This is a genomic window from Tabrizicola thermarum, assembly GCF_003574395.1.
In the GTDB taxonomy this organism is placed as follows: domain Bacteria; phylum Pseudomonadota; class Alphaproteobacteria; order Rhodobacterales; family Rhodobacteraceae; genus Tabrizicola; species Tabrizicola thermarum.
Genome location: NZ_QMJY01000013.1, coordinates 324,646 through 342,229 on the forward strand (window position 1 = coordinate 324,646; position 17,584 = coordinate 342,229).

A 17,584-nucleotide genomic window follows, 5' to 3' on the forward strand; every position below is an offset into this window, starting at 1 on the left:
GACCTCCGGCCATCCAAGGCGGGACAACCAAGGGAACCGTGGAAATGCTTAACGAATTCAAAGCTTTCATTGCGCGTGGCAACGTGCTTGATCTGGCCGTCGGTGTTGTGATCGGGGCTGCCTTCACGGCCATCGTCACCTCGCTTGTGGACGACATCATCAACCCGCTTATCGGCCTGATCGTCGGCGGGGTGGACTTCAGCGGCCTCAGCTTCGGCATCGGCGAAGCGCAATTCATGTATGGCAACTTCATCACCGCGATCATCAAGTTCCTGATCGTCGCCTGGGTGGTGTTCCTGATCGTGAAGGCGGTGAACCGGCTGATGCCGAAGAAGGAAGAGGCTCCGGCCGCCCCGGCCGGTCCGACGGACAATGAGCTGCTGAAGGAAATCCTTGCAACGCTGAAGGCGAAGTAAGCCGGGTTCGGGATCGGAGCGGCCCGCGGGAGCAATCCTGCGGGTCGATCTTTTTCAGGCAGCAGCAATCGGCGCGCGCGGCCGCAGATACCAGTACCAGAGCCGATAGGCCCACAGCGCCACAAGCGGGCCGAAATGCACAGCGGCGGGCGGCCAGCTGCCCCAGTTGTGCAGGGCGGCCCAGTGGATCAGGACCAGCACGGCAGCAGGATAGGCCCAGCGTTGCAGCGTCTTCCAGCCCGCGTGCAGCCAGCGTTGCGCGGCGCTGTTCGAGGTGACCGCCAGCGGCACGAAGATCAGCATGGCCAGCCAGCCGGTCCAGATGTCGGTATGAGGCAGGGCTTCGACGATCCGGTCCCAGGTGCCGCGGTCGATGACGTAGATCACGGTGTGAAGGGCCGCATAGACAAAGGCCGCCACCTCGATGTCGCGGCGGTGGTGGACCAGCCAGCGCGGCCACTGGCGTCCCTTGAACAGCAGCATCAGGCCCGAGGCCATCATGCCGATGATCATGAAGCGCGCCGCCCATTCCCCTGTCGGATGCAGCAGGCGGTGGAAGGCCTGCGCGTCATCTCCGAACAATGGGCCGATCAAGGGAATGGCGGGGATGGAAAGCACGACCCAGAGGACAAGGGTCGAGGGTTTCTGGCCGAGAAATGTCATGGGGCACCTGTTGTCTGGTGCCCCACATACGCCGGAACCCGGCGGATCCGTCGTGATCCGGATCAGAGTTTCAGCGCCTCCGCTGCCGAAATCACCGGCATGTTCAGCGCAACCCCGACCGCCTCGTAGGTCAGCTTGCCCGCATGCACGTTCAAACCGTTCAACAGGTGCTTGTCGTCCGCGCAGGCCTTCTTCCAGCCCTTGTCGGCCAGCGCCAGCATGAAGGGCATCGTCGCGTTGCCCAGCGCCTGCGTCGAGGTGCGCGCCACGGCGCCGGGCATGTTGGCAACGCAGTAATGCATGATGCCGTCGACTTCGTAGATCGGGTCCTGATGCGTGGTCGGCCTCGAGGTCTCGAAACAGCCGCCCTGGTCGATGGCGACGTCCACCAGCGCCGCACCAGGCTTCAGCTCCTTCAGTTGCGCCCTGGAGATCAGCTTCGGCGCCGCCGCGCCCGGGATCAGCACCGCGCCGATGATGAGATCGGCCTCGCGCGCCAGCGCAATTGTGTTCCCCGCGCTTGCATAGGCGTTCTTGAACTGGCCGCCAAAGACATCGTCCAGATAGCGCAGCCGGTTGATCGACCGGTCCAGCACGGTGACATCCGCGCCCATCCCCGCCGCGACCTTGGCCGCATGGGTGCCGACGACCCCGCCGCCGATGACCAGCACGCGGGCAGGCGACACGCCCGGCACACCGCCCAGCAGCACGCCCCGCCCGCCGTTGGCCTTCTGCAAGGTCCAGGCCCCGACCTGCGGCGCCAGACGGCCCGCCACCTCGGACATCGGCGCCAGCAGCGGCAACCCGCCGCGGTCGTCGGTCACGGTTTCATAAGCGATGCAGGTCGCCCCGCTGGCCAGAAGATCCCTGGTCTGCTCGGGATCGGGCGCAAGGTGCAGGTAGGTGAACAGCACCTGACCTTCGCGCAGACGCTTCCGCTCCACCGCCTGAGGCTCCTTGACCTTGACGATCATGTCGGCCTTGGCAAAGACCTCCTCGGCCGTGTCGACGATCTTCGCCCCCGCCGCCACATAATCGGCATCGGCAAAGCCCGCGCCCATTCCGGCCCTGGCCTCGATCATCACTTCATGGCCATGGTTGACAGCCTCCCGCACGGCGTCGGGCGTCATGCCGACGCGGAACTCCTGCGGCTTGATCTCTTTCGGGCATCCGATTCTCATGATTTCCTCCCTCTTGGGACCTGGTCCCTGTGCAAGCAATCCTGATCCGATTTCCTGACGATGCTTTGAATTCTGGTTGGCGCTTTGCTGCATCCGGCGTAGATTCTTCGGACGAACCAGCCAACAAGCGCAGAATCTTCCATGGCCCTGGACCTTGACGCCACCGACCGCCGCATCCTGACCGTGTTGCAGAAGAACGGCCGGATCACCAACGCCGAACTGTCCGAGGCGGTGAACCTGTCGCCCTCGGCCTGTCATCGGCGCGTGCAGCGGCTGGAGGAAGAGAAGTATATCGCAGGCTACGTCGCGCTTCTGGACGCGCGGCGCCTGGGGCGGATGACCACGGTCTTCGTGGAGATCACCCTGCAAAGCCAGGCCGAAGACCTGCTGGACGCCTTCGAACGCGAGGTGGCCAAGGTGCCGGACCTCTTGGAATGTCACCTGATGGCGGGGACGGCGGACTATCTGCTCAAGCTGATGGCCGAAGATACCGAGGACTTCGCCCGCATCCACCGCCAGTTCCTGTCGCGCCTGCCGGGCGTGCGGCAGATGCAGTCCAGCTTCGCGCTGCGGACCGTGGTCAAGACGACCGCGCTGGCGGTCTAGGCGGCGACCTGAAGATAACCCATCACCGCGCGGCGGGTGCGGTCGGCCAGGGCCGAGCGGTCGCCCTCATGCGCTTCGCTGGCCGCGTCGATCATGCCGTGCAGGATCGCCAGAATGTCCTGCGCCGTGGTTTCCGGGCGCTCGACCTTCAACTCGTCCAGCCGCGCCGCGATCAGCACGGTGATCCGCGCCGAAAATTCGGCCGCAGCCGGGTCGGGCGGCAGCTGGGTCCGCGCCAGGTTCAGCGTCCGCGACAAGGCCGGCCGCGCCAGATAATGGGCAACCGTGGCCTCGATCAACTCGTCGACCAGGTCCGACAGGTTCAGCGCGGCATCCGAACTGACGATCCGCTCCACCGCCTCCAGAAGGTTCGCCCGTTCGTCCCGGATCAGCGCGGCCAGCAGCGCCGCCTTGTGCGGAAAATACTGGTAGAGCGACCCGATCGAGATCCCGGCCCGCGCCGCCACCGCGTTGGTCGTCACCGCCTCAAGCCCGCGGCCCGACACGATATCGGCTGCGGCGGCAAGAATGCCCGCGACCTTGGCACGAGAACGGTTCTGGCGGGGATGTTTGCGTAGCTGCGTCATGCCCCAGACCTACGGCGCTCCGGGCCACCGGCAAACAGCTAAATGTGGCACAAATTGGAAATAATCTGTTGATACCCGCCCCAGTTGCAACATGCCGCCGCCACGATTTCGCCATACAATCCTCAGTTGCAGGCAGCCTGTCTGTCCGGGGTTCGCAGACGGTCTTAGGGCAATGAAAAACCCCCGGGCCGGGGGCGCGGGGGTTGATCGGGCGGGAATCGCTTCCCCAGTGTCGCTGACGCCTTAAAGACCGCCTTCGCGCTGAAGCTTCTTCCGGGCAAGTTTCCTTGCACGGCGGACCGCTTCGGCCTGTTCCCGCGCCCTCTTGACGGAGGGCTTCTCGAAATGCTGCTTGAGCTTCATTTCGCGAAACACGCCTTCACGCTGAAGTTTTTTCTTCAGAGCACGGAGAGCCTGTTCGACGTTATTGTCGCGGACGCTGACCTGCATGTGGTTGTCACCACCTTCCTAAGCTAGAGTTGCACTATGATGTGCAGGCTCGCGGCCTATAACAAACACCGGGTGGCTTGTCCACCGACAGCACAGGAGTGACGGAAATGGCCGAAGACCCGGTGAAGGCGCAGCTTCTGGACGCTGCCCTGGTGCATGTGCCCTTTGATGGCTGGTCGGACAAGACCCTGGCGGCAGCGGCCGCCGATGCGGGCATTGCCACTGGCCTGGCGCGGTCTCTGTTCCCGCGCGGCGGCGTCGACCTCGCGCTGGCCTATCACCGGCGCGGCGATGCCGAAATGGCGGCCCGACTGGGCCAGATGGACCTTTCGGGCCTGCGCTTCCGCGACCGGATCGCCCGCGCCGTGCAAGTGCGGCTTGACCTTGCGGACCGCGAACTGGTGCGGCGAGGCAGCGCCCTGTTCTCCTTGCCGCATCACGCGGCCGACGGCGCCCGGGCGCTCTGGGGCACCGCCGACGCGATCTGGACCGCGCTTAGCGACAGCTCGGACGATCTGAACTGGTACACCAAGCGTGCGACGCTTTCGGCTGTCTACGGGGCCACTGTCCTGTTCTGGCTTGGCGATGATTCGTCAGGTCATCAGGCAACCTGGGACTTCCTCGACCGCCGCATCGACCAGGTGATGCAGGTGGAAAAGCTGAAGGCATCCTTCCGGGAAAATCCGCTGGGCAAGGCGCTCATGGCCGGTCCCGGAAAGATTTTCGCAAGCATTCGTGCCCCAAGAAGGCCGGACGACCTTCCCGGCCACCATCAAGGTTGAGTTGAACTGATGACCCTGTCCGACAGCATGCTTGCGATGGAAATCTCGGCACCCGGGGGGCCCGACGTGCTGATGCCGGTCGCCGTGCCGGTCCCGGTGCCCGGCCATGGCCAGATCATCATCCGCGTCGCCTATGCCGGGGTGAACCGCCCCGATGCGCTTCAACGTGCCGGGGCCTATGCGCCCCCGCCCTCGGCCTCGCCGCTTCCCGGTCTGGAATGTTCCGGCACCGTGGTCGAGGTCGGGCCCGGCGTCAGCCGCTGGAAGATCGGCGATCGGGTCTGCGCGCTTCTGCCCGGCGGTGGCTATGCCGAATATGCCGTCACGCATGAAGCGCACGCCCTGCCGATCCCCAGGGGCCTGTCCCTGAAAGAGGCCGCCTGCCTGCCGGAAACCTGCTTCACCGTCTGGTCGAACATGGTGACACGGGGCGGGCTGCGGGCGGGGGAAAGGTTCCTGGTCCACGGCGGCACCAGCGGCATCGGCACCACCGCGATCCAGATCGCCAATGCCCTTGGAGCAAGGGTATTCGCCACCGCCGGGTCGGACGAAAAGTGCGAGGTCTGCCGTTCGCTTGGCGCCGAAGTGGCGATCAACTACCGGACCGAGGATTTCGTTTCGGTCATGACGGCGGAAGGCGGCGCCAACCTGATCCTCGACATGGTCGGCGGGCCCTATATCGAACGCAACATCAAGGCGCTGGCCGACGGCGGCCGCCTGGTGCAGATCGCCTTCCTGCAAGGCGCCAAGGTCACGCTGAACCTGGCCGAGGTGATGACCCGCCGCCTGGTCCTCACCGGATCGACGCTGCGCCCGCAGTCCGACCTCGCCAAGGCGCGAATCGCCCGGGCGGTCGAGGCCGAGGTCTGGCCGATGATCGAACGCGGGGCGGTCCGGGTGGTGATGGACAGCGAGTATGAACTGCCGCAGGCCGCGGCGGCGCATTGGCGGCTGGAATCGGGGGCCCATGTCGGCAAGATCGTGCTGCGCGTCGAAGAATAGGGGGGCCGCCGTAGGGATTTCCTTACCTTCAACCACGTGGTGGGGCTTTGACGCTTTCTTCACGCGCAAGCGAAGTTGACGTTTGGTAAACCTGTCTCAGGCGGGATCGGATGTTTCGATCCACAACTCAGGCCCGCAGGCGCTTCCCCAGACGCCCAAAGGCACCGATGATTTGATAAAGCGGTTTTCCCCAGACTTCCCCTCGACGGTTGCTTTTTCAGATTGCCGATCCCGCCCCCTCACCGCACCGGCTTCAGCACCGCGTCCTGCAACCGGCAGTCCCGGATGACATCGTCGCCGCAGCGGCGGAACGCCAGGTCCGGGGTCAGGCAGACCCGCGCCTCCTGGATCAGCCCGTCCTTGCAGGTGATGGTGATCTGATCGCGCGCAAGGCCCGGATTCGCCTCAAGAAACGCCGCTTCGATCACACTGGCGGGCAGGGTCAGCGGGCTTGAGACATCCTTGAACAGGTCCGGAATGGCAACGCGCCCATAGGCCTCGCGCGCCGCCCGGTAGAACTCGGCCGCAGACAGGCCCGAACAGCGCCCGTGCTTCTTCCACTGATGGAACGCCGTCCCCGACCCGCCCATGATATCGGCCATCGCCGCCGTCTCGGCGCGGGTCGGATCGCGCTCCACCGTGCGGCACCAGGACGGCCAGCCGCTTTCGTACTGCGGCCAAAGCCCGTGCAGCACGAAGGTCAGCCCGCGCCCGGTGTCGCATTGCGGATCACCGCGCCCATCCCCCTCCAGTGCACACCAGGCGGGCGACCAGGACAGGGACAGGACATAGTAGTCGAAATCCCCCGCCCGCTCGCCCTCGGCCCGTGCGGCAGCGGCCCAGCACAAAGCCGCAACAGCCATCAGGAACAGGCGCATTTCCGCTTTCCCTTCTTGCGTTTCGGCCCTATATGCACGCTGGAATTCCCCGAAATCGTGGAACTCGCGGGCCAGGCCCGCAGCCGTTTTCCCGGCACGGGACAGGTTTGTAAAGGAGAGATCCGATGTCGAAACCGCTTATGGCCAAGGCCACTGCCGTCTGGCTGGTGGACAACACGACGCTCAGCTTCGCGCAGATCGCGGATTTCTGCGGGATGCACGAACTGGAAGTGCAGGGCATCGCCGACGGCGACGTCGCAGCCGGGGTCAAGGGCTTCGATCCCGTCGCCAACAACCAGCTTGACCCGATCGAGATCGAACGAGCCCAGGCCGATCCGCTGTATCGGATGAAGCTGAAATTCAACCCCGCCGCCCAGGGCGAGGAAAAGCGTCGCGGTCCGCGCTACACGCCGCTGTCGAAACGCCAGGACCGTCCCGCCGCCATCCTCTGGCTGGTGAAATTCCACCCCGAACTGTCCGATGGCGCCATCGGCAAGCTGGTCGGCACCACCAAGCCCACGATCCAGTCGATCCGCGAACGCACGCACTGGAACATCGGCCAGATCCAGCCCATCGACCCGGTCGCGCTCGGCCTGTGCAAGCAGTCCGAACTTGACGCCGCCGTCCAGGCCGCCGCCCGCAAGAAGGCCGCCGAGGGCACGGTGATGTCCGACGACGAACGCCGCAAGCTGGTGTCGACCGAACAGTCGCTCGGCATGGCGCCCGAGCCGCGGATGCCCTCGTCGCTCACCGGTCTTGAAGTCTTCGGCGACGACGAAAAGGACAACGGCCCGGCCGCGGACTTTTCGGACGCCGACAGCTTCTTCAACCTGCCCGGCGGCGACCACGACGACGAGGACGAAGACGACACCCGTCGCCGCTGATCCCGCCCGTCCGGCAAATCCGAACCCGGTCGCCCCGCGGCCGGGTTTTTTCTTGTCCGCCGACCGAAGACCGCAAAAGCAAAAAGCCCGCAACCGGTTAGGGTTGCGGGCTTTTTTGATAGCTGGTGCCCAGAAGAGGACTCGAACCTCCACGCCTTGCAGCGCTGGTACCTGAAACCAGTGCGTCTACCAATTCCGCCATCTGGGCACTGATGGGCGATGTAACGGCGCCATTTGCCAGAGTCAACGGCCCCGCCGCGAAATTTCGCAAGACCGCTTTGGCCTTGCCCGGGAAGGACGGCACGGATATTGATCCGCGAGGATTCCGGCGCCCCGGGGCGCCCTTTCGGAGATTGCGCGGATGAGCAAGCTGGTCACCATCTTTGGCGGTTCGGGCTTTGTCGGACGCTACATCGCCCGCCGCATGGCCAAGGAAGGCTGGCGCGTCCGCGTCGCCGTCCGCCGCCCGAACGAGGCCCTGTTCGTCAAGCCCTACGGCGTGCCGGGACAGGTGGAGCCGCTGGCCTGCAACATCCGCGACGATGCCTCGGTCCGGGCGATGATCCGGGGGGCGGATGCGGTGGTGAACTGCGTCGGCATCCTGAACGGGGTCGGCAAGAACACCTTTGACGCGGTGCAGGCCGAAGGTGCCGGCCGGATTGCCCGCATCGCTGCCGAAGAGGGCGTGGCGACCTTCGTGCATATCTCCGCCATCGGCGCCGACGCAGACTCGGACAGCGCATATTCCCGTACCAAGGCCGAAGGCGAAGCCGCCGTTCTGGCCGCTTTCCCCAACGCGGTGATCCTGCGCCCCTCGATCATCTTCGGCACCGAGGACGGCTTCTTCAACCGCTTTGCCGGCATGGCCCGGCTTGGTCCGATCCTGCCCATCGTCGGCGCCGACACGAAATTCCAGCCGGTCTATGTCGATGACGTGGCCCAGGCCGCCGTGAAGGGCGTTCTGGGTCAGGCCGCGCCCGGCATCTATGAACTCGGCGGGCCCGAGATTGACACCTTCCGCGGGCTGATGCGCCGGATGCTGAAGGTCATCCACCGCCGCCGCGCCGTGATCGGCATCCCGTTCTTCCTCGCCCGGATCATGGCCTTCGTCTTCGACATGGTGCAGGCCGTGACCCTTGGCCTGATCGAGAACAAGATGCTGACCCGCGACCAGGTCCGCAACCTTGCACGCGACAATGTCGTCGCCCCGGGCGCCAGGGGCCTGTCCGACCTCGGCATCACCCCGACCGCGATGGAGGCCGTGTTGCCCGAATACCTCTGGCGCTATCGCCCGGCAGGCCAGTTTGCGGCGATCAAGGAATCGGCCAAGAACCTGAAGAAGGTCTGAGGTCGTGGACACCACGCTCACGGCGGCCGTTCTGGGGCTTCTGGAAGGGCTGACCGAGTTCCTTCCGGTCTCCTCCACCGGGCATCTGCTGCTGGCCGGTCATTTCCTGGGCTTCGAGTCGAAGGGCCGCACCTTCGAGGTGGTGATTCAGCTGGGCGCCATCCTGGCCCTGTTCTCGGTCTATGCCGCGCTGATTGGCCGGCTTCTCGTGCGCGCCCGGCACGACGATGCGGCGCGGCGGGCGATCGTCTCGGTTCTGCTGGCCTTTCTTCCCGCCGTCTTCGTCGGGCTCCTGGTGCATGACTTCGTCAAGACGGTCCTGTTCGAAACACCCGCGCTGATCGCGGTGATGCTGATCCTGGGCGGCATCGTCCTTCTGGTCATCGACCGCATCGCTCCGGCCCCCGTCCACACCGATGCGCTCGCCCTGCCCTTCGGCAAGTCGCTGGTGATCGGCTTCTGCCAGTGCCTCGCCATGGTGCCCGGCGTATCGCGATCCGGGGCCACCATCGTCGGCGCGCTGCTGCTCGGCGTCGAAAAGCGCGCGGCGGCAGAGTTTTCGTTCCTGTTGTCCCTGCCCACCATGGGCGCCGCCGTCGCCTACGACCTGTTCAAGAACCGCGACGTGCTGGATTTCGGCGCCGTATGGGAGATCGCCGTGGGCTTTGCCGTCGCCTTCGTGACCGCCGTGATCGTGGTGCGCTGGGTGCTCAGCTTCATCAGCCGCAACGGCTATGCCCTGTTCGGCTGGTGGCGGATCATCGTCGGCGCCGCCGCGCTTTTCGCGCTGCAACTGGGCTACTGACCCCTCGCTGCCCGCATGTGCCGGGGCGGCCGCCAGGCGACCGCCCCGTGCCGCGTCAAGCCTGGCTCTGGCCCATGGTCGCAAAGCGCTCCGGGTCCGCCGACTTCAGCCGCATCGCCAGAAGATAGCCGATCACGCCGCCCAAGGGGATCAGCGAGGGCAGGATCCAGCTCAGGCTGCCGCCCGTCGTCCCGGTCAGGTCGCCGTAGTTCAGGAAGATGTAGACGAACAGCGCCGCCATGATGATCCCGGCGATGGCAGGCAGGATCTTCGTCGACAGGGGCGAGCCGTCGCCCCGTTTCGCGAAGAAGGCGATCACCGAAGCCGAAGTGATCGCCATCATCCCGATCACCCCCAGCGTGCCGATCTGGCTGATCCAGGTGAACATGTTCAGGATCGGGTCCAGCCCCAGCCCGGCGAAGATCGCCAGCACGATCAGCGCACCCACGGTCTGCACCACCGACCCGACATGCGGGCTTTGATGCGCGTCATGGGTCTGACCAAAGGCCGCGGGCAGCAGCCCGTCACGGCCCGCCACATAGGAATAGCGGGCGATGTAGTTGTGAAAGGCCGACAGTGCGGCGAAGAGGCTCGAGACCAGCAGCAGCCCCGCGATCATCGAGATCGTCGGGTTGGTATAGGTCTCGGCCAGGATGAAGAAATAGGCCGTCGGATCTTCCAGTGCGCCAAGTGTCTCCAGCAGCTTGTCCGCCCCCGTGCCCGCGATCATCAGCCAGGTGGTGAAGACGAAGAACAGCCCGATCATCAGGATCGACAGGTAGGTCGCGCGGGGAATGGTCTTTTCCGGGTTCCTGGCCTCTTCGCCGTAGATCGTGGTGGCCTCGATCCCGATGAAAGACCCCAGGCAGAACAGGACCGCCGCCGTCAGCGATCCCGAGGACAGCGCCGAAAAGTCGAAGATGTTGACGGCAAGCCCCTTGCCCTCGGCCCCGCCTGCACCCAGGATGGCGAAGTCGACGATGAAGACGATCAGATATTCCAGGCCCACCAGCACGACCATCACCCTGGCCGACAGGTCCACCTGCCGATAGCCCAGGATGCCGACCAAGGCGATGGCGATCAGGCTGTAGATCCACCAGGGCAGGTTGATGCCGAACTGGCTGAACACCCCCGCCGAAACGCCGCCCAGAAGACCGATCAGGCCGAACTGCATGGTGTTGTAGGCCACCAGCGCCATCACGGACACCGCCCCGCCCATGCCGCCGCCCAGGCCCCGCGCGGCATAGGCGTAGAAGGCGCCCGCGTTGATGACATGGCGGCTCATCGCCACATAGCCCGCCGCAAAGGCCAGCATGACCAGCGTGAGAAGGATGAAGGTCAGCGGGATCCCGGTCCCGTTGCCCAGAAGAAAGGCCAGAGGCATGGCGCCCGCCACCCCGGTCAGGGGCGCCGCGGCCGAGATGACCATGAAGGTCACGGCGACAAGGCCAAGCGAATTCCGGCGCAGCCGGTTCGGGCCGATTTCGGTAAAGTCAGACATGTTCCCTCCGTGTTGCGCGGCGACCGGTCTTCTTGCCGGTTCACCCTTTGCCCACAGCCATCACGGGCCGCGAGATACTTAACAGTTTAACTATCTCCGCTCAGATGTATAGCCTTTCTGTAGGCCCGCTGCCCGTAAAGCAGCGCCGAACCCTCGCCTGACAGCCGCACCGCCGTGACCCGTCCGACGATGATGTGATGCGTCTCCCACAACAGCGCGGTGGCCAGGCGGCATTCGAAGGCCGCCGTCGCCCCCGACAGGATCGGCTGGCCCAGCGCCCCGGCCTCCCAGGCCGAGCGGTCGAACCGTTCCGCCCGGTCCGTCCCGCTGCGCCCGGCGAACAGGTTCGCCAGGTCCTGCTGGGTCTCGGCCAGAAGGTTGGCGCAGAAGGCCCGGTTCTGCAGGATCGCCGCCGCCGCCGGGGATTGCCGGTTGATGCAGACCAGAAGCGAGGGCTGCTCGCCATCCGCCGAGACCGAGGTCAGCGAGGACACGGTCACCCCGTGCCTCCCGCCCTCGCCATCGGTGGTGGCAACGGCCACGAAGGTCGCGGCGCGGCTCATCCCTTCGACAAAGGCGGCGCGCAGGTCGGCGGTGTCGGTCATCGTGTCATCCAAGATCAAAGAATCGGTCCAGTTCCACATCCGGGACCTTGCGGCGAAACTCGTCGTACTGCGACTCCCGCGTGGCGGTGAACCCGTCCACGAAGCGGTCGCCCAGCCAGTCCCGCGCAAAGGCCGACCCGCGCAGCCGCGCGATCGCCTCGGGCATCGAGCGGGCAAAGTCGCGGTCGGGCGTCCGGGCATAGCCCGAGCCGATGACCTCCGGGTCCGGCTCGATCCTGCCCGATATCCCCGCGATCCCCGCCGCCAGGGTCGCCGCCGTCGTGAGGTAAGGGTTCGTGTCCGACCCAGGCAGCCGGTTTTCCACCCTCAGCGACCCCGGATCATGCCCGACCAGCCGGAAACAGGTGGTGCGGTTTTCATAGCCCCAGGTCAGGCCGGGCGGCGCGAAGGTGCCGGGGGCAAAGCGCCGGTAACTGTTCACCGTGGGCTGGAAGATCAGCGTCATGTCCCCGACATAGGCCTGCAACCCGCCAAGGAAATGCCGGAACGTCTCGCTGACCCCGTTCTTCTGCGCCGCATCCCAGAACACCGGCGCCCCCGCCTTGTCCTTCAGGCTCATGTGCAGGTGGATCGACTGGCTGTCCGCCGTCTCGCTCCAGCGCGGCATGAAGGTCACCGACTTGCCCTGCCGCAGGGCCAGCGCCCGCAGGAAGTTCTTCAGCAGCACCAGCTGGTCCGCCGGCTCCAGCCCGCCGCCCGCCCCGATGCAGGCCTCCATGAACCCCGCGCCGATCTCTTCATGCATCTTGGCCAGATCGACCCTCAACGGCTCGCAGATCGCCGCCAGAGCCTCGTACCATTCCGTCTGCACCGCCTGATACAGGATCAGATCGTGGCTGGCATGCTGGGTCGCGGGCTTGAGATTGCGGTAGCCCTTCGCCCTGGCACTTTCCGGGGTCTCGTCGAACAGCGTGTATTCCAGCTCCATCCCGTATTTCGGGAAGAACCCCGCCTCTGCCGCCCGCGTCAGCACCTTCGACAGGATCGACCGGGGGCACAGCTCCGCCGAGGCCCCGGAGAAATTCGACAGCACCAGCAGGTCATGCCCCGGCTTCGACCACGGCATCCGCCGCACGCTGGCCGGGTCCAGCACCAGCGGATCGTCGTGGAAATCGCCTGCGTCGTCATTCACCCCCGGCAGGTTCAGAAACACATCCGTCGGGTCCAGCGCCAGCTGCGCCGGGGCCATGCCCATCCCGGCCCTGACAATCCCGCGCAGGCTGCTCACCGACACCATCTGCCCGCGCAACAGACCGTTGGTATCCGTCATCGCCACCGTGGCAAAGCGGCTGCCGGGATCGGCCAGATAGTCGTCAAGCGTCATGTCTCACCTGTTGCGAAGGGGCGCTTGCCAGCGCTTCGAGTTGGTGCAGGTCCGGCGCGGGGGCCGTCGAATAGGCCTTCAGGAACACCCGCAGGCCGTTCGTGATATAGCGATGCAGCGTCGCCCGGTCGGGCAGGGCATCGGGCATGTACAATGCCTGCGTCCGGGGCGCCGACAGGATCAGACCCCACAGGTCCTGCGCCGCCAGTTCCGCATCCTCGAACGCCAGCCGCCCGGCGCGGCGCTGGCTGTCCAGATAGCGCATGATCCCGCGCAACAGATGGTCGGGGCCGGATGCCTGATAGGCCCGGCCGATTTCCGGAAACCGCTGCACCTCGCCGATGATAAGCCGCGCCAGCGCCAGCATTTCGGGCCGCATCACCGTGTCGGCATAGGCCCAGGCAAAGACCAAGAGGTCCGCCACCATGTCGCCCGAGGGATGCTCGAACACGTCCAGCATCACGTCGCGCTTGCCCAGCATCATCGCCTGGAACAGGCTCTCCTTCGACGGGAAGTAGCTGTAAAGCGTGGGCTTCGTCACCCCTGCCTCGGCCGCCACCGCATCCATCGAGGCGCCCGTGTAGCCCTGCGCCGCAAAGACCTTCAGCGCCGCATCCAGGATCGCCCGTTCCCGGTTCAGCCGGTTCTGCTGGCGACGCGAGCCGGTCACGGCAGCCGCCCCAGCAGGTCCAGAAGCGGGCGGTTGTAGGCCGCGGGTGCCTCCACATTGCAGACATGGCCTGCGCCTGCAATCACCTCGAACCGCACATCCGGCCGGGGCGCCATGTCCCAGATGCGCCCGGCGATGCCGCGAATCTCGGCCGGCGGCGCGAGGCGGTCATGTTCCCCGGTCATCAGCAAGACGGGCATCGTCAGACGGGAAAAGTCGAACCGCTCCAACGGGTTGGTAAAGCAGGTCAGGGCATCGCGGTAGGTTGCGGCGGGGATGGCGGCCATGCTGTCGAACAACCTCTGCCGCACCGCCTCTGACGCGCCGGGGCTTGCCAGCACCTTCACCACGGCGGGCGCAAAATCGGCCGGGGTCTGCCCCGCGTTCAACGGCACCTCGCGGCTGACCCGGAACGCCTCGCGCTCGTCCGGCCCCGCCTCGGACATGCCGGTGCAGCCGCCGGACAGGACCAGAGCGTCCAGCATCTCGGGATGCCGCATGGCAAAGGAGGTTGCGATCCACGACCCGTAGGACAGCCCCACCAGCACCAGCCGCTTTGCCCCCAGCCTTTCCGCCACCCGCAGGATATCGGCGCAATAGTCGTCCACCGTGGACTGCCGCGCGCCCAGCGAGCTGTCGCCATAGCCCCGCAGATCCAGCGCCGCCGCTCGCATCACGCCGCCCACCGCGCGCAACTGATCCTCCCAGTTCGACCGCCCGCCGCCGATCCCGTGCAGGAACAGGCACAGTCGCCCGCCTGGCGCGTCCCCCCCACCCCCCTCCCCTCCCCACAGGGGGGAGGGGAGGCGCGCAGCGGATGCCGCAGCGCCGGACCCCGAAAGCCGGGAGCCTCCCTCCCCCCGCGTGGGGGAGGGAGGGGGTGGGGGGGCGGCGATGGACAGGGCCAGCCGGGGCAGATCGTCGAAGACGCGCGTCTCCAGCCGGACCCCCGCGTCCGGGCCTGATGCATCTCCCTCTCGCCCGGGGCGCAAGGGTTGGGGAAAGGGTATCGCCGCCGCGTCACCCAGCGCCGCGATGCCCGCTTCGAAAACCCTTTTCGTCCCCTCGCAGATCGCCCCCAGCCGCGCCGCCGGCGCGCGCACTGTCGCGGTCCAGCCGACCACCGACCCGCGCGCCTCGGCCGGGCTCACCGTCACCCGCGCATCATAAGCCTCGCAATCGCGGATGCCCTCCAGATGGGTATAGCCCAGCACACGGTCGCTGTCGGAAAAGTAGGTCAGCTGCTCACGGTAGGTCGTATCCTCGCCCGCGACCGTAAAGGCCCGAATGCGCGCCCCCTTCGCCCCCCGCTCCTCGCGGATCGTCGCCACCCACGGATGCCAGGCCCCGCTGAAATCGCGCACGACCCGCCACACGTCCTCCGGCGCACGGGGCACATGTCCCTGAACCTGGATTATCTCCCGCCCCATCAGCGCAGCGCCTTCAGGGACCCGCTGTCCCCCCGCCACAGGGAATTGCGCGCGCCGCCCTCATCGCCGGGGGCGCTGTCCAACTCGTCCATCTCGTACAGCGCCAGCACCCCGATGTAATCCTCCATGATTTCCGAGGTATAGGGCAACATCAACGCCCCGCAGCGGCTGTCGCGATACATCCGCTCCAGCGGCAGAGACTTCAGCATCGACTGCCCGCCGCAGGTGCGGATCGCCAGGGCGGTGATCTCCTGCACGCCCTCCATCACGTTGTACTGCGCCGCATACATCCGCATCACCTCGGCCTTGGACGGCATCCCCTTCGCCTCGGAAAACGCCTGCCACCACAGCGCCCGCATGTTCGCCAGCCGGGCATACATCTTGCTGACCGCCACCCGCTTGGTCGCATACATCCGCCGGTCGATCGGCGGCTGGCCCGGCACCAGGCCCTTCAGATAGGCGATGGTGAAGTCATAGGCCCCCTGCGCCACGCCCATGTAGGTGGGCGAAAGCGTCGCCATCATGTGCGGCCAGTTCGGCAGGGTCTTGCCGAAGATGCCGCGAGGCATCAGCAGGTCGTCCTTGGTGGCGAAAACGTCTTTCAGAATGAGATCCCGGCTGTTCGTCCCCCGCATCCCCAGCGGGTCCCAGTCCCCCTTCACCGTCAGACCCGGCGCATCCTTGTGGACCACGAACAGCATCGTGTCCTCGTGCCGGGGCTCCTGCCCTTCAAAGACCTCCGTGCAGACGATGGTGTAGTAGTCGCAATACCCCGCCAGCGAGGCGAACTTCTTGAACCCGTTGATCCTCCAGCCGCCCTCGACCGCGCGGCACTGGGTCTGGTTCGGCTTCGAGGTCCAGTTCTGCCCGCCCTCGGATATGGGCTGCGAATAGATCGCCCGCTCCTTCATCGCCCGGGTGAACTGCCGCGCCCGCAGCGGCGCAAACTCCGCCCGCTCGGCCTCGGTCAGGTTCGGCATGTCATACATGAACCGCGACCAGGCCATGGACGAGTTGTGCATGTTGAAGGTCAGCGCCGTCGCCCCGCAGTACTTGGCGATCTCGGCGCCCACCATGGCATATTCGCCCATGGAAAAGCCCCAGCCGCCGAACTCCTCGGGGATCGACAGGCCCAGGAACCCCGCCTCTGCCAGATCGCGGTAATTCGCCTCCGGAAACGACGCCTCGTCATCCACCGCCTTCGCCCGCGCGGCAAAGACCGGCCCCATCGCGTTGATCTTCCGCATCGCCTCGGCCACCTCGGGCCGGACGCGCGTCATGTCGTAGTAATCGGCGGGCATGCTCATCGGCATCGCGGCAACGGGGGTTTGCACGTTCATGGGGCAAGCTCTCCTTGCAGAACGCCGTCCTTCACGACGACGCGCCCGTCGAGGGCGATGGTGCAGTTGCGCATCGGCAAATCGAAATGGCCCAGGGTGTAGCGCCCGGCATACTGGTTCGCGCCCGTGGACCACAGGAACGACCCGGCGATGGCCCGGAACTCCACCGCCTGCATGTCGCGCTTGTCATACATGGCGGCGCTGACCCATGTCGCGCCGGGGTTCATCCCCCAGCCGACATGGCTGATCCCATAGGCGTTCCGGTCGCCCCAGGCCTCCAGGTATTCGCGGAAATGCAGCGCATCGATCCCGTCGCCCCTGATCGCGGTGACGAAGTCGTTCTCGATGGTGACATCGATCCGGCTGGTCAGGACGGTCTTGAAGGTCAGGTTCATGTCGCCCACCCCCATCACGATCCGCCCGTTCACCGCGTTCTGCCCCGGAAAAGCCAGGCACAGCCCCCCCGGCCAATGCGCCACCGACCCCGGAGCCGTCCCGAACCCCGCCGTCCCGCCACAGGGCGCGCCGCGCAGGTCCACCACCAGATCGGTGCCCAGGGCCGAAGTCACCCGCATCTCCGACGCCTCGCGCAACATCTGGATACCCAGCTGAACCTTCGGCCCGTGTTCCGCCTTCGGCTCGGTCCGCTCCAGGATCTCGGGATGCTCGTTGGTGATGACCAAGAGCCGCGTCCGCCCCGCCGCCTCGATCTCCGGCCACTCGGGCGCGTGGATCAGCCCCTCCACCGTGCAATCGACGATCACGTCAACCAGCTTCAGCGCCTCGATCACCGCGCGGTTGCCCTGGATCGCCCAGCTGGTGCCGGTGGATTTGACCGGGACAGGGGCCGTCTGCACCGGGGTCGGCATCTGGATCATGCAGAACTCGGCCCCCAGGTCATAGGCCGCCAACTCGCACAGATGGACCAGCACGGGCCGCGACTGGGTTTCGGACAGGATGGCAATCGGAGTGCCCTTGCCGATCCCGTTCAGCGCCAACACCCGGCGAAAGGCCGCCAGCCATTTGCCTTCGACGCGCTCCTGCAGCATCGCGTTTTCCCCGTTGACGATTCGCGGCTTTGCGAATTTCTT

19 protein-coding genes and 1 tRNA gene are annotated in these 17,584 nt (G+C 66.2%); 7 read left to right on the forward strand and 13 right to left on the reverse strand.

The genetic code is table 11. The features are described 5' to 3' along the window. The first annotated feature begins 38 nt into the window (after positions 1–38). Complete coding sequence (mscL, locus tag D5084_RS06385; RefSeq protein ID WP_202910033.1) at positions 39–416, forward strand: large-conductance mechanosensitive channel protein MscL; 378 nt, start codon at positions 39–41, stop codon at positions 414–416. Positions 417–470: 54 nt separating this feature from the next. On the opposite strand, the gene D5084_RS06390 is transcribed toward mscL, so the two are convergent. Next, positions 471–1,079, reverse strand: coding sequence for a protein-methionine-sulfoxide reductase heme-binding subunit MsrQ (locus tag D5084_RS06390; protein WP_128514679.1), 609 nt, complete (start codon positions 1,077–1,079; stop codon positions 471–473). A 62-nt stretch (positions 1,080–1,141) separates the two neighbouring features. After that, positions 1,142–2,260 (reverse strand): alanine dehydrogenase, encoded by a 1,119-nt coding sequence (ald, locus tag D5084_RS06395; RefSeq protein WP_128514680.1) that lies wholly within the window; start codon positions 2,258–2,260, stop codon positions 1,142–1,144. Between the two features lie 147 nt (positions 2,261–2,407). On the opposite strand from ald, the gene D5084_RS06400 reads away from it, so the two are divergent. Continuing rightward, positions 2,408–2,866: an Lrp/AsnC family transcriptional regulator gene (locus D5084_RS06400; RefSeq protein WP_128514920.1), complete on the forward strand. Its 459-nt coding sequence runs from the start codon at positions 2,408–2,410 to the stop codon at positions 2,864–2,866. Here D5084_RS06400 and D5084_RS06405 read toward each other — a convergent pair. Further along, the gene (locus D5084_RS06405) at positions 2,863–3,453 is read right to left on the reverse strand and encodes a TetR/AcrR family transcriptional regulator (protein ID WP_128514681.1); all 591 of its coding nucleotides are present in this window, start codon (positions 3,451–3,453) and stop codon (positions 2,863–2,865) included. The genes D5084_RS06400 and D5084_RS06405 overlap by 4 nt on opposite strands. 243 nt (positions 3,454–3,696) lie before the next feature. Beyond that, entirely contained in the window at positions 3,697–3,903 is a 207-nt protein-coding gene (gene rpsU / locus D5084_RS06410) for a 30S ribosomal protein S21 (protein WP_128514682.1), read from the reverse strand. A 107-nt stretch (positions 3,904–4,010) separates the two neighbouring features. On the opposite strand from rpsU, the gene D5084_RS06415 reads away from it, so the two are divergent. Next, a complete protein-coding gene (locus tag D5084_RS06415) occupies positions 4,011–4,685 on the forward strand; it encodes a COQ9 family protein (RefSeq protein WP_128514683.1) in 675 nt (224 codons plus the stop codon). A 9-nt stretch (positions 4,686–4,694) separates the two neighbouring features. Next, positions 4,695–5,687, forward strand: a complete 993-nt coding sequence (locus tag D5084_RS06420; RefSeq protein WP_128514684.1) for an NAD(P)H-quinone oxidoreductase — start codon at positions 4,695–4,697, stop codon at positions 5,685–5,687. Positions 5,688–5,926: 239 nt separating this feature from the next. On the opposite strand, the gene D5084_RS06425 is transcribed toward D5084_RS06420, so the two are convergent. Next, complete coding sequence (locus tag D5084_RS06425) at positions 5,927–6,565, reverse strand: ribonuclease T2 family protein (RefSeq protein WP_128514685.1); 639 nt, start codon at positions 6,563–6,565, stop codon at positions 5,927–5,929. 125 nt (positions 6,566–6,690) lie between these two features. Here D5084_RS06425 and D5084_RS06430 point away from each other — a divergent pair, with 125 nt between their 5' ends. Next, positions 6,691–7,449 (forward strand): DUF1013 domain-containing protein, encoded by a 759-nt coding sequence (locus D5084_RS06430; RefSeq protein WP_128514686.1) that lies wholly within the window; start codon positions 6,691–6,693, stop codon positions 7,447–7,449. Positions 7,450–7,572: 123 nt separating this feature from the next. On the opposite strand, the gene D5084_RS06435 is transcribed toward D5084_RS06430, so the two are convergent. Continuing rightward, positions 7,573–7,657: transfer RNA gene (locus tag D5084_RS06435), tRNA-Leu, on the reverse strand. A 153-nt stretch (positions 7,658–7,810) separates the two neighbouring features. On the opposite strand from D5084_RS06435, the gene D5084_RS06440 reads away from it, so the two are divergent. Together D5084_RS06440 and D5084_RS06445 are read left to right on the forward strand one after the other, a co-directional pair. Then, entirely contained in the window at positions 7,811–8,797 is a 987-nt protein-coding gene (locus D5084_RS06440; RefSeq protein WP_128514687.1) for a complex I NDUFA9 subunit family protein, read from the forward strand. A 4-nt stretch (positions 8,798–8,801) separates the two neighbouring features. Beyond that, entirely contained in the window at positions 8,802–9,602 is an 801-nt protein-coding gene (locus D5084_RS06445) for an undecaprenyl-diphosphate phosphatase (protein ID WP_128514688.1), read from the forward strand. Between the two features lie 55 nt (positions 9,603–9,657). Here D5084_RS06445 and D5084_RS06450 read toward each other — a convergent pair whose 3' ends face one another. The 7 genes from D5084_RS06450 to D5084_RS06480 all read right to left on the reverse strand — a co-directional run bounded on the left by D5084_RS06450 (position 9,658) and on the right by D5084_RS06480 (position 17,542). Beyond that, positions 9,658–11,103: an APC family permease gene (locus tag D5084_RS06450; protein WP_128514689.1), complete on the reverse strand. Its 1,446-nt coding sequence runs from the start codon at positions 11,101–11,103 to the stop codon at positions 9,658–9,660. Positions 11,104–11,189: 86 nt separating this feature from the next. Then, positions 11,190–11,708 (reverse strand): flavin reductase family protein, encoded by a 519-nt coding sequence (locus D5084_RS06455; RefSeq protein WP_162302394.1) that lies wholly within the window; start codon positions 11,706–11,708, stop codon positions 11,190–11,192. Positions 11,709–11,712: 4 nt separating this feature from the next. Next, positions 11,713–13,053 carry a glutamine synthetase family protein gene (locus D5084_RS06460; protein ID WP_128514691.1) on the reverse strand — a complete coding sequence of 447 codons (1,341 nt, stop codon included), beginning with the start codon at positions 13,051–13,053 and terminating at the stop codon, positions 11,713–11,715. After that, complete coding sequence (locus tag D5084_RS06465; protein WP_128514692.1) at positions 13,043–13,723, reverse strand: TetR/AcrR family transcriptional regulator; 681 nt, start codon at positions 13,721–13,723, stop codon at positions 13,043–13,045. The genes D5084_RS06460 and D5084_RS06465 overlap by 11 nt, the downstream gene beginning before the upstream one ends. Further along, positions 13,720–15,153, reverse strand: coding sequence for an alpha/beta fold hydrolase (locus D5084_RS06470; RefSeq protein WP_128514693.1), 1,434 nt, complete (start codon positions 15,151–15,153; stop codon positions 13,720–13,722). The genes D5084_RS06465 and D5084_RS06470 overlap by 4 nt, the downstream gene beginning before the upstream one ends. Continuing rightward, the gene (locus tag D5084_RS06475; protein WP_238382544.1) at positions 15,153–16,493 is read right to left on the reverse strand and encodes an acyl-CoA dehydrogenase family protein; all 1,341 of its coding nucleotides are present in this window, start codon (positions 16,491–16,493) and stop codon (positions 15,153–15,155) included. The genes D5084_RS06470 and D5084_RS06475 overlap by 1 nt, the downstream gene beginning before the upstream one ends. Continuing rightward, on the reverse strand, positions 16,490–17,542 hold the full coding sequence (locus D5084_RS06480) for a 2,5-dihydroxypyridine 5,6-dioxygenase NicX family protein (protein WP_128514694.1): 1,053 nt from the start codon (positions 17,540–17,542) through the stop codon (positions 16,490–16,492). The genes D5084_RS06475 and D5084_RS06480 overlap by 4 nt, the downstream gene beginning before the upstream one ends. Positions 17,543–17,584: the final 42 nt, after the last annotated feature.

What these genes read in the sequence shown, in the direction of transcription:
- D5084_RS06470 (WP_128514693.1), bottom strand. Translation starts at nt 15,153, where the DNA reads ATGGGGCGGGAGATAATCCAGGTTCAGGGACATGTGCCCCGTGCGCCG.
- D5084_RS06480 (WP_128514694.1), bottom strand. Translation starts at nt 17,542, where the DNA reads ATGCTGCAGGAGCGCGTCGAAGGCAAATGGCTGGCGGCCTTTCGCCGG.
- D5084_RS06440 (WP_128514687.1), top strand. Translation starts at nt 7,811, where the DNA reads ATGAGCAAGCTGGTCACCATCTTTGGCGGTTCGGGCTTTGTCGGACGC.
- D5084_RS06405 (WP_128514681.1), bottom strand. Translation starts at nt 3,453, where the DNA reads ATGACGCAGCTACGCAAACATCCCCGCCAGAACCGTTCTCGTGCCAAG.
- ald (WP_128514680.1), bottom strand. Translation starts at nt 2,260, where the DNA reads ATGAGAATCGGATGCCCGAAAGAGATCAAGCCGCAGGAGTTCCGCGTC.
- D5084_RS06460 (WP_128514691.1), bottom strand. Translation starts at nt 13,053, where the DNA reads ATGACGCTTGACGACTATCTGGCCGATCCCGGCAGCCGCTTTGCCACG.
- D5084_RS06390 (WP_128514679.1), bottom strand. Translation starts at nt 1,079, where the DNA reads ATGACATTTCTCGGCCAGAAACCCTCGACCCTTGTCCTCTGGGTCGTG.
- D5084_RS06415 (WP_128514683.1), top strand. Translation starts at nt 4,011, where the DNA reads ATGGCCGAAGACCCGGTGAAGGCGCAGCTTCTGGACGCTGCCCTGGTG.
- D5084_RS06455 (WP_162302394.1), bottom strand. Translation starts at nt 11,708, where the DNA reads ATGACCGACACCGCCGACCTGCGCGCCGCCTTTGTCGAAGGGATGAGC.
- D5084_RS06430 (WP_128514686.1), top strand. Translation starts at nt 6,691, where the DNA reads ATGTCGAAACCGCTTATGGCCAAGGCCACTGCCGTCTGGCTGGTGGAC.
- D5084_RS06420 (WP_128514684.1), top strand. Translation starts at nt 4,695, where the DNA reads ATGACCCTGTCCGACAGCATGCTTGCGATGGAAATCTCGGCACCCGGG.
- D5084_RS06475 (WP_238382544.1), bottom strand. Translation starts at nt 16,493, where the DNA reads ATGAACGTGCAAACCCCCGTTGCCGCGATGCCGATGAGCATGCCCGCC.
- rpsU (WP_128514682.1), bottom strand. Translation starts at nt 3,903, where the DNA reads ATGCAGGTCAGCGTCCGCGACAATAACGTCGAACAGGCTCTCCGTGCT.
- D5084_RS06450 (WP_128514689.1), bottom strand. Translation starts at nt 11,103, where the DNA reads ATGTCTGACTTTACCGAAATCGGCCCGAACCGGCTGCGCCGGAATTCG.
- D5084_RS06425 (WP_128514685.1), bottom strand. Translation starts at nt 6,565, where the DNA reads ATGCGCCTGTTCCTGATGGCTGTTGCGGCTTTGTGCTGGGCCGCTGCC.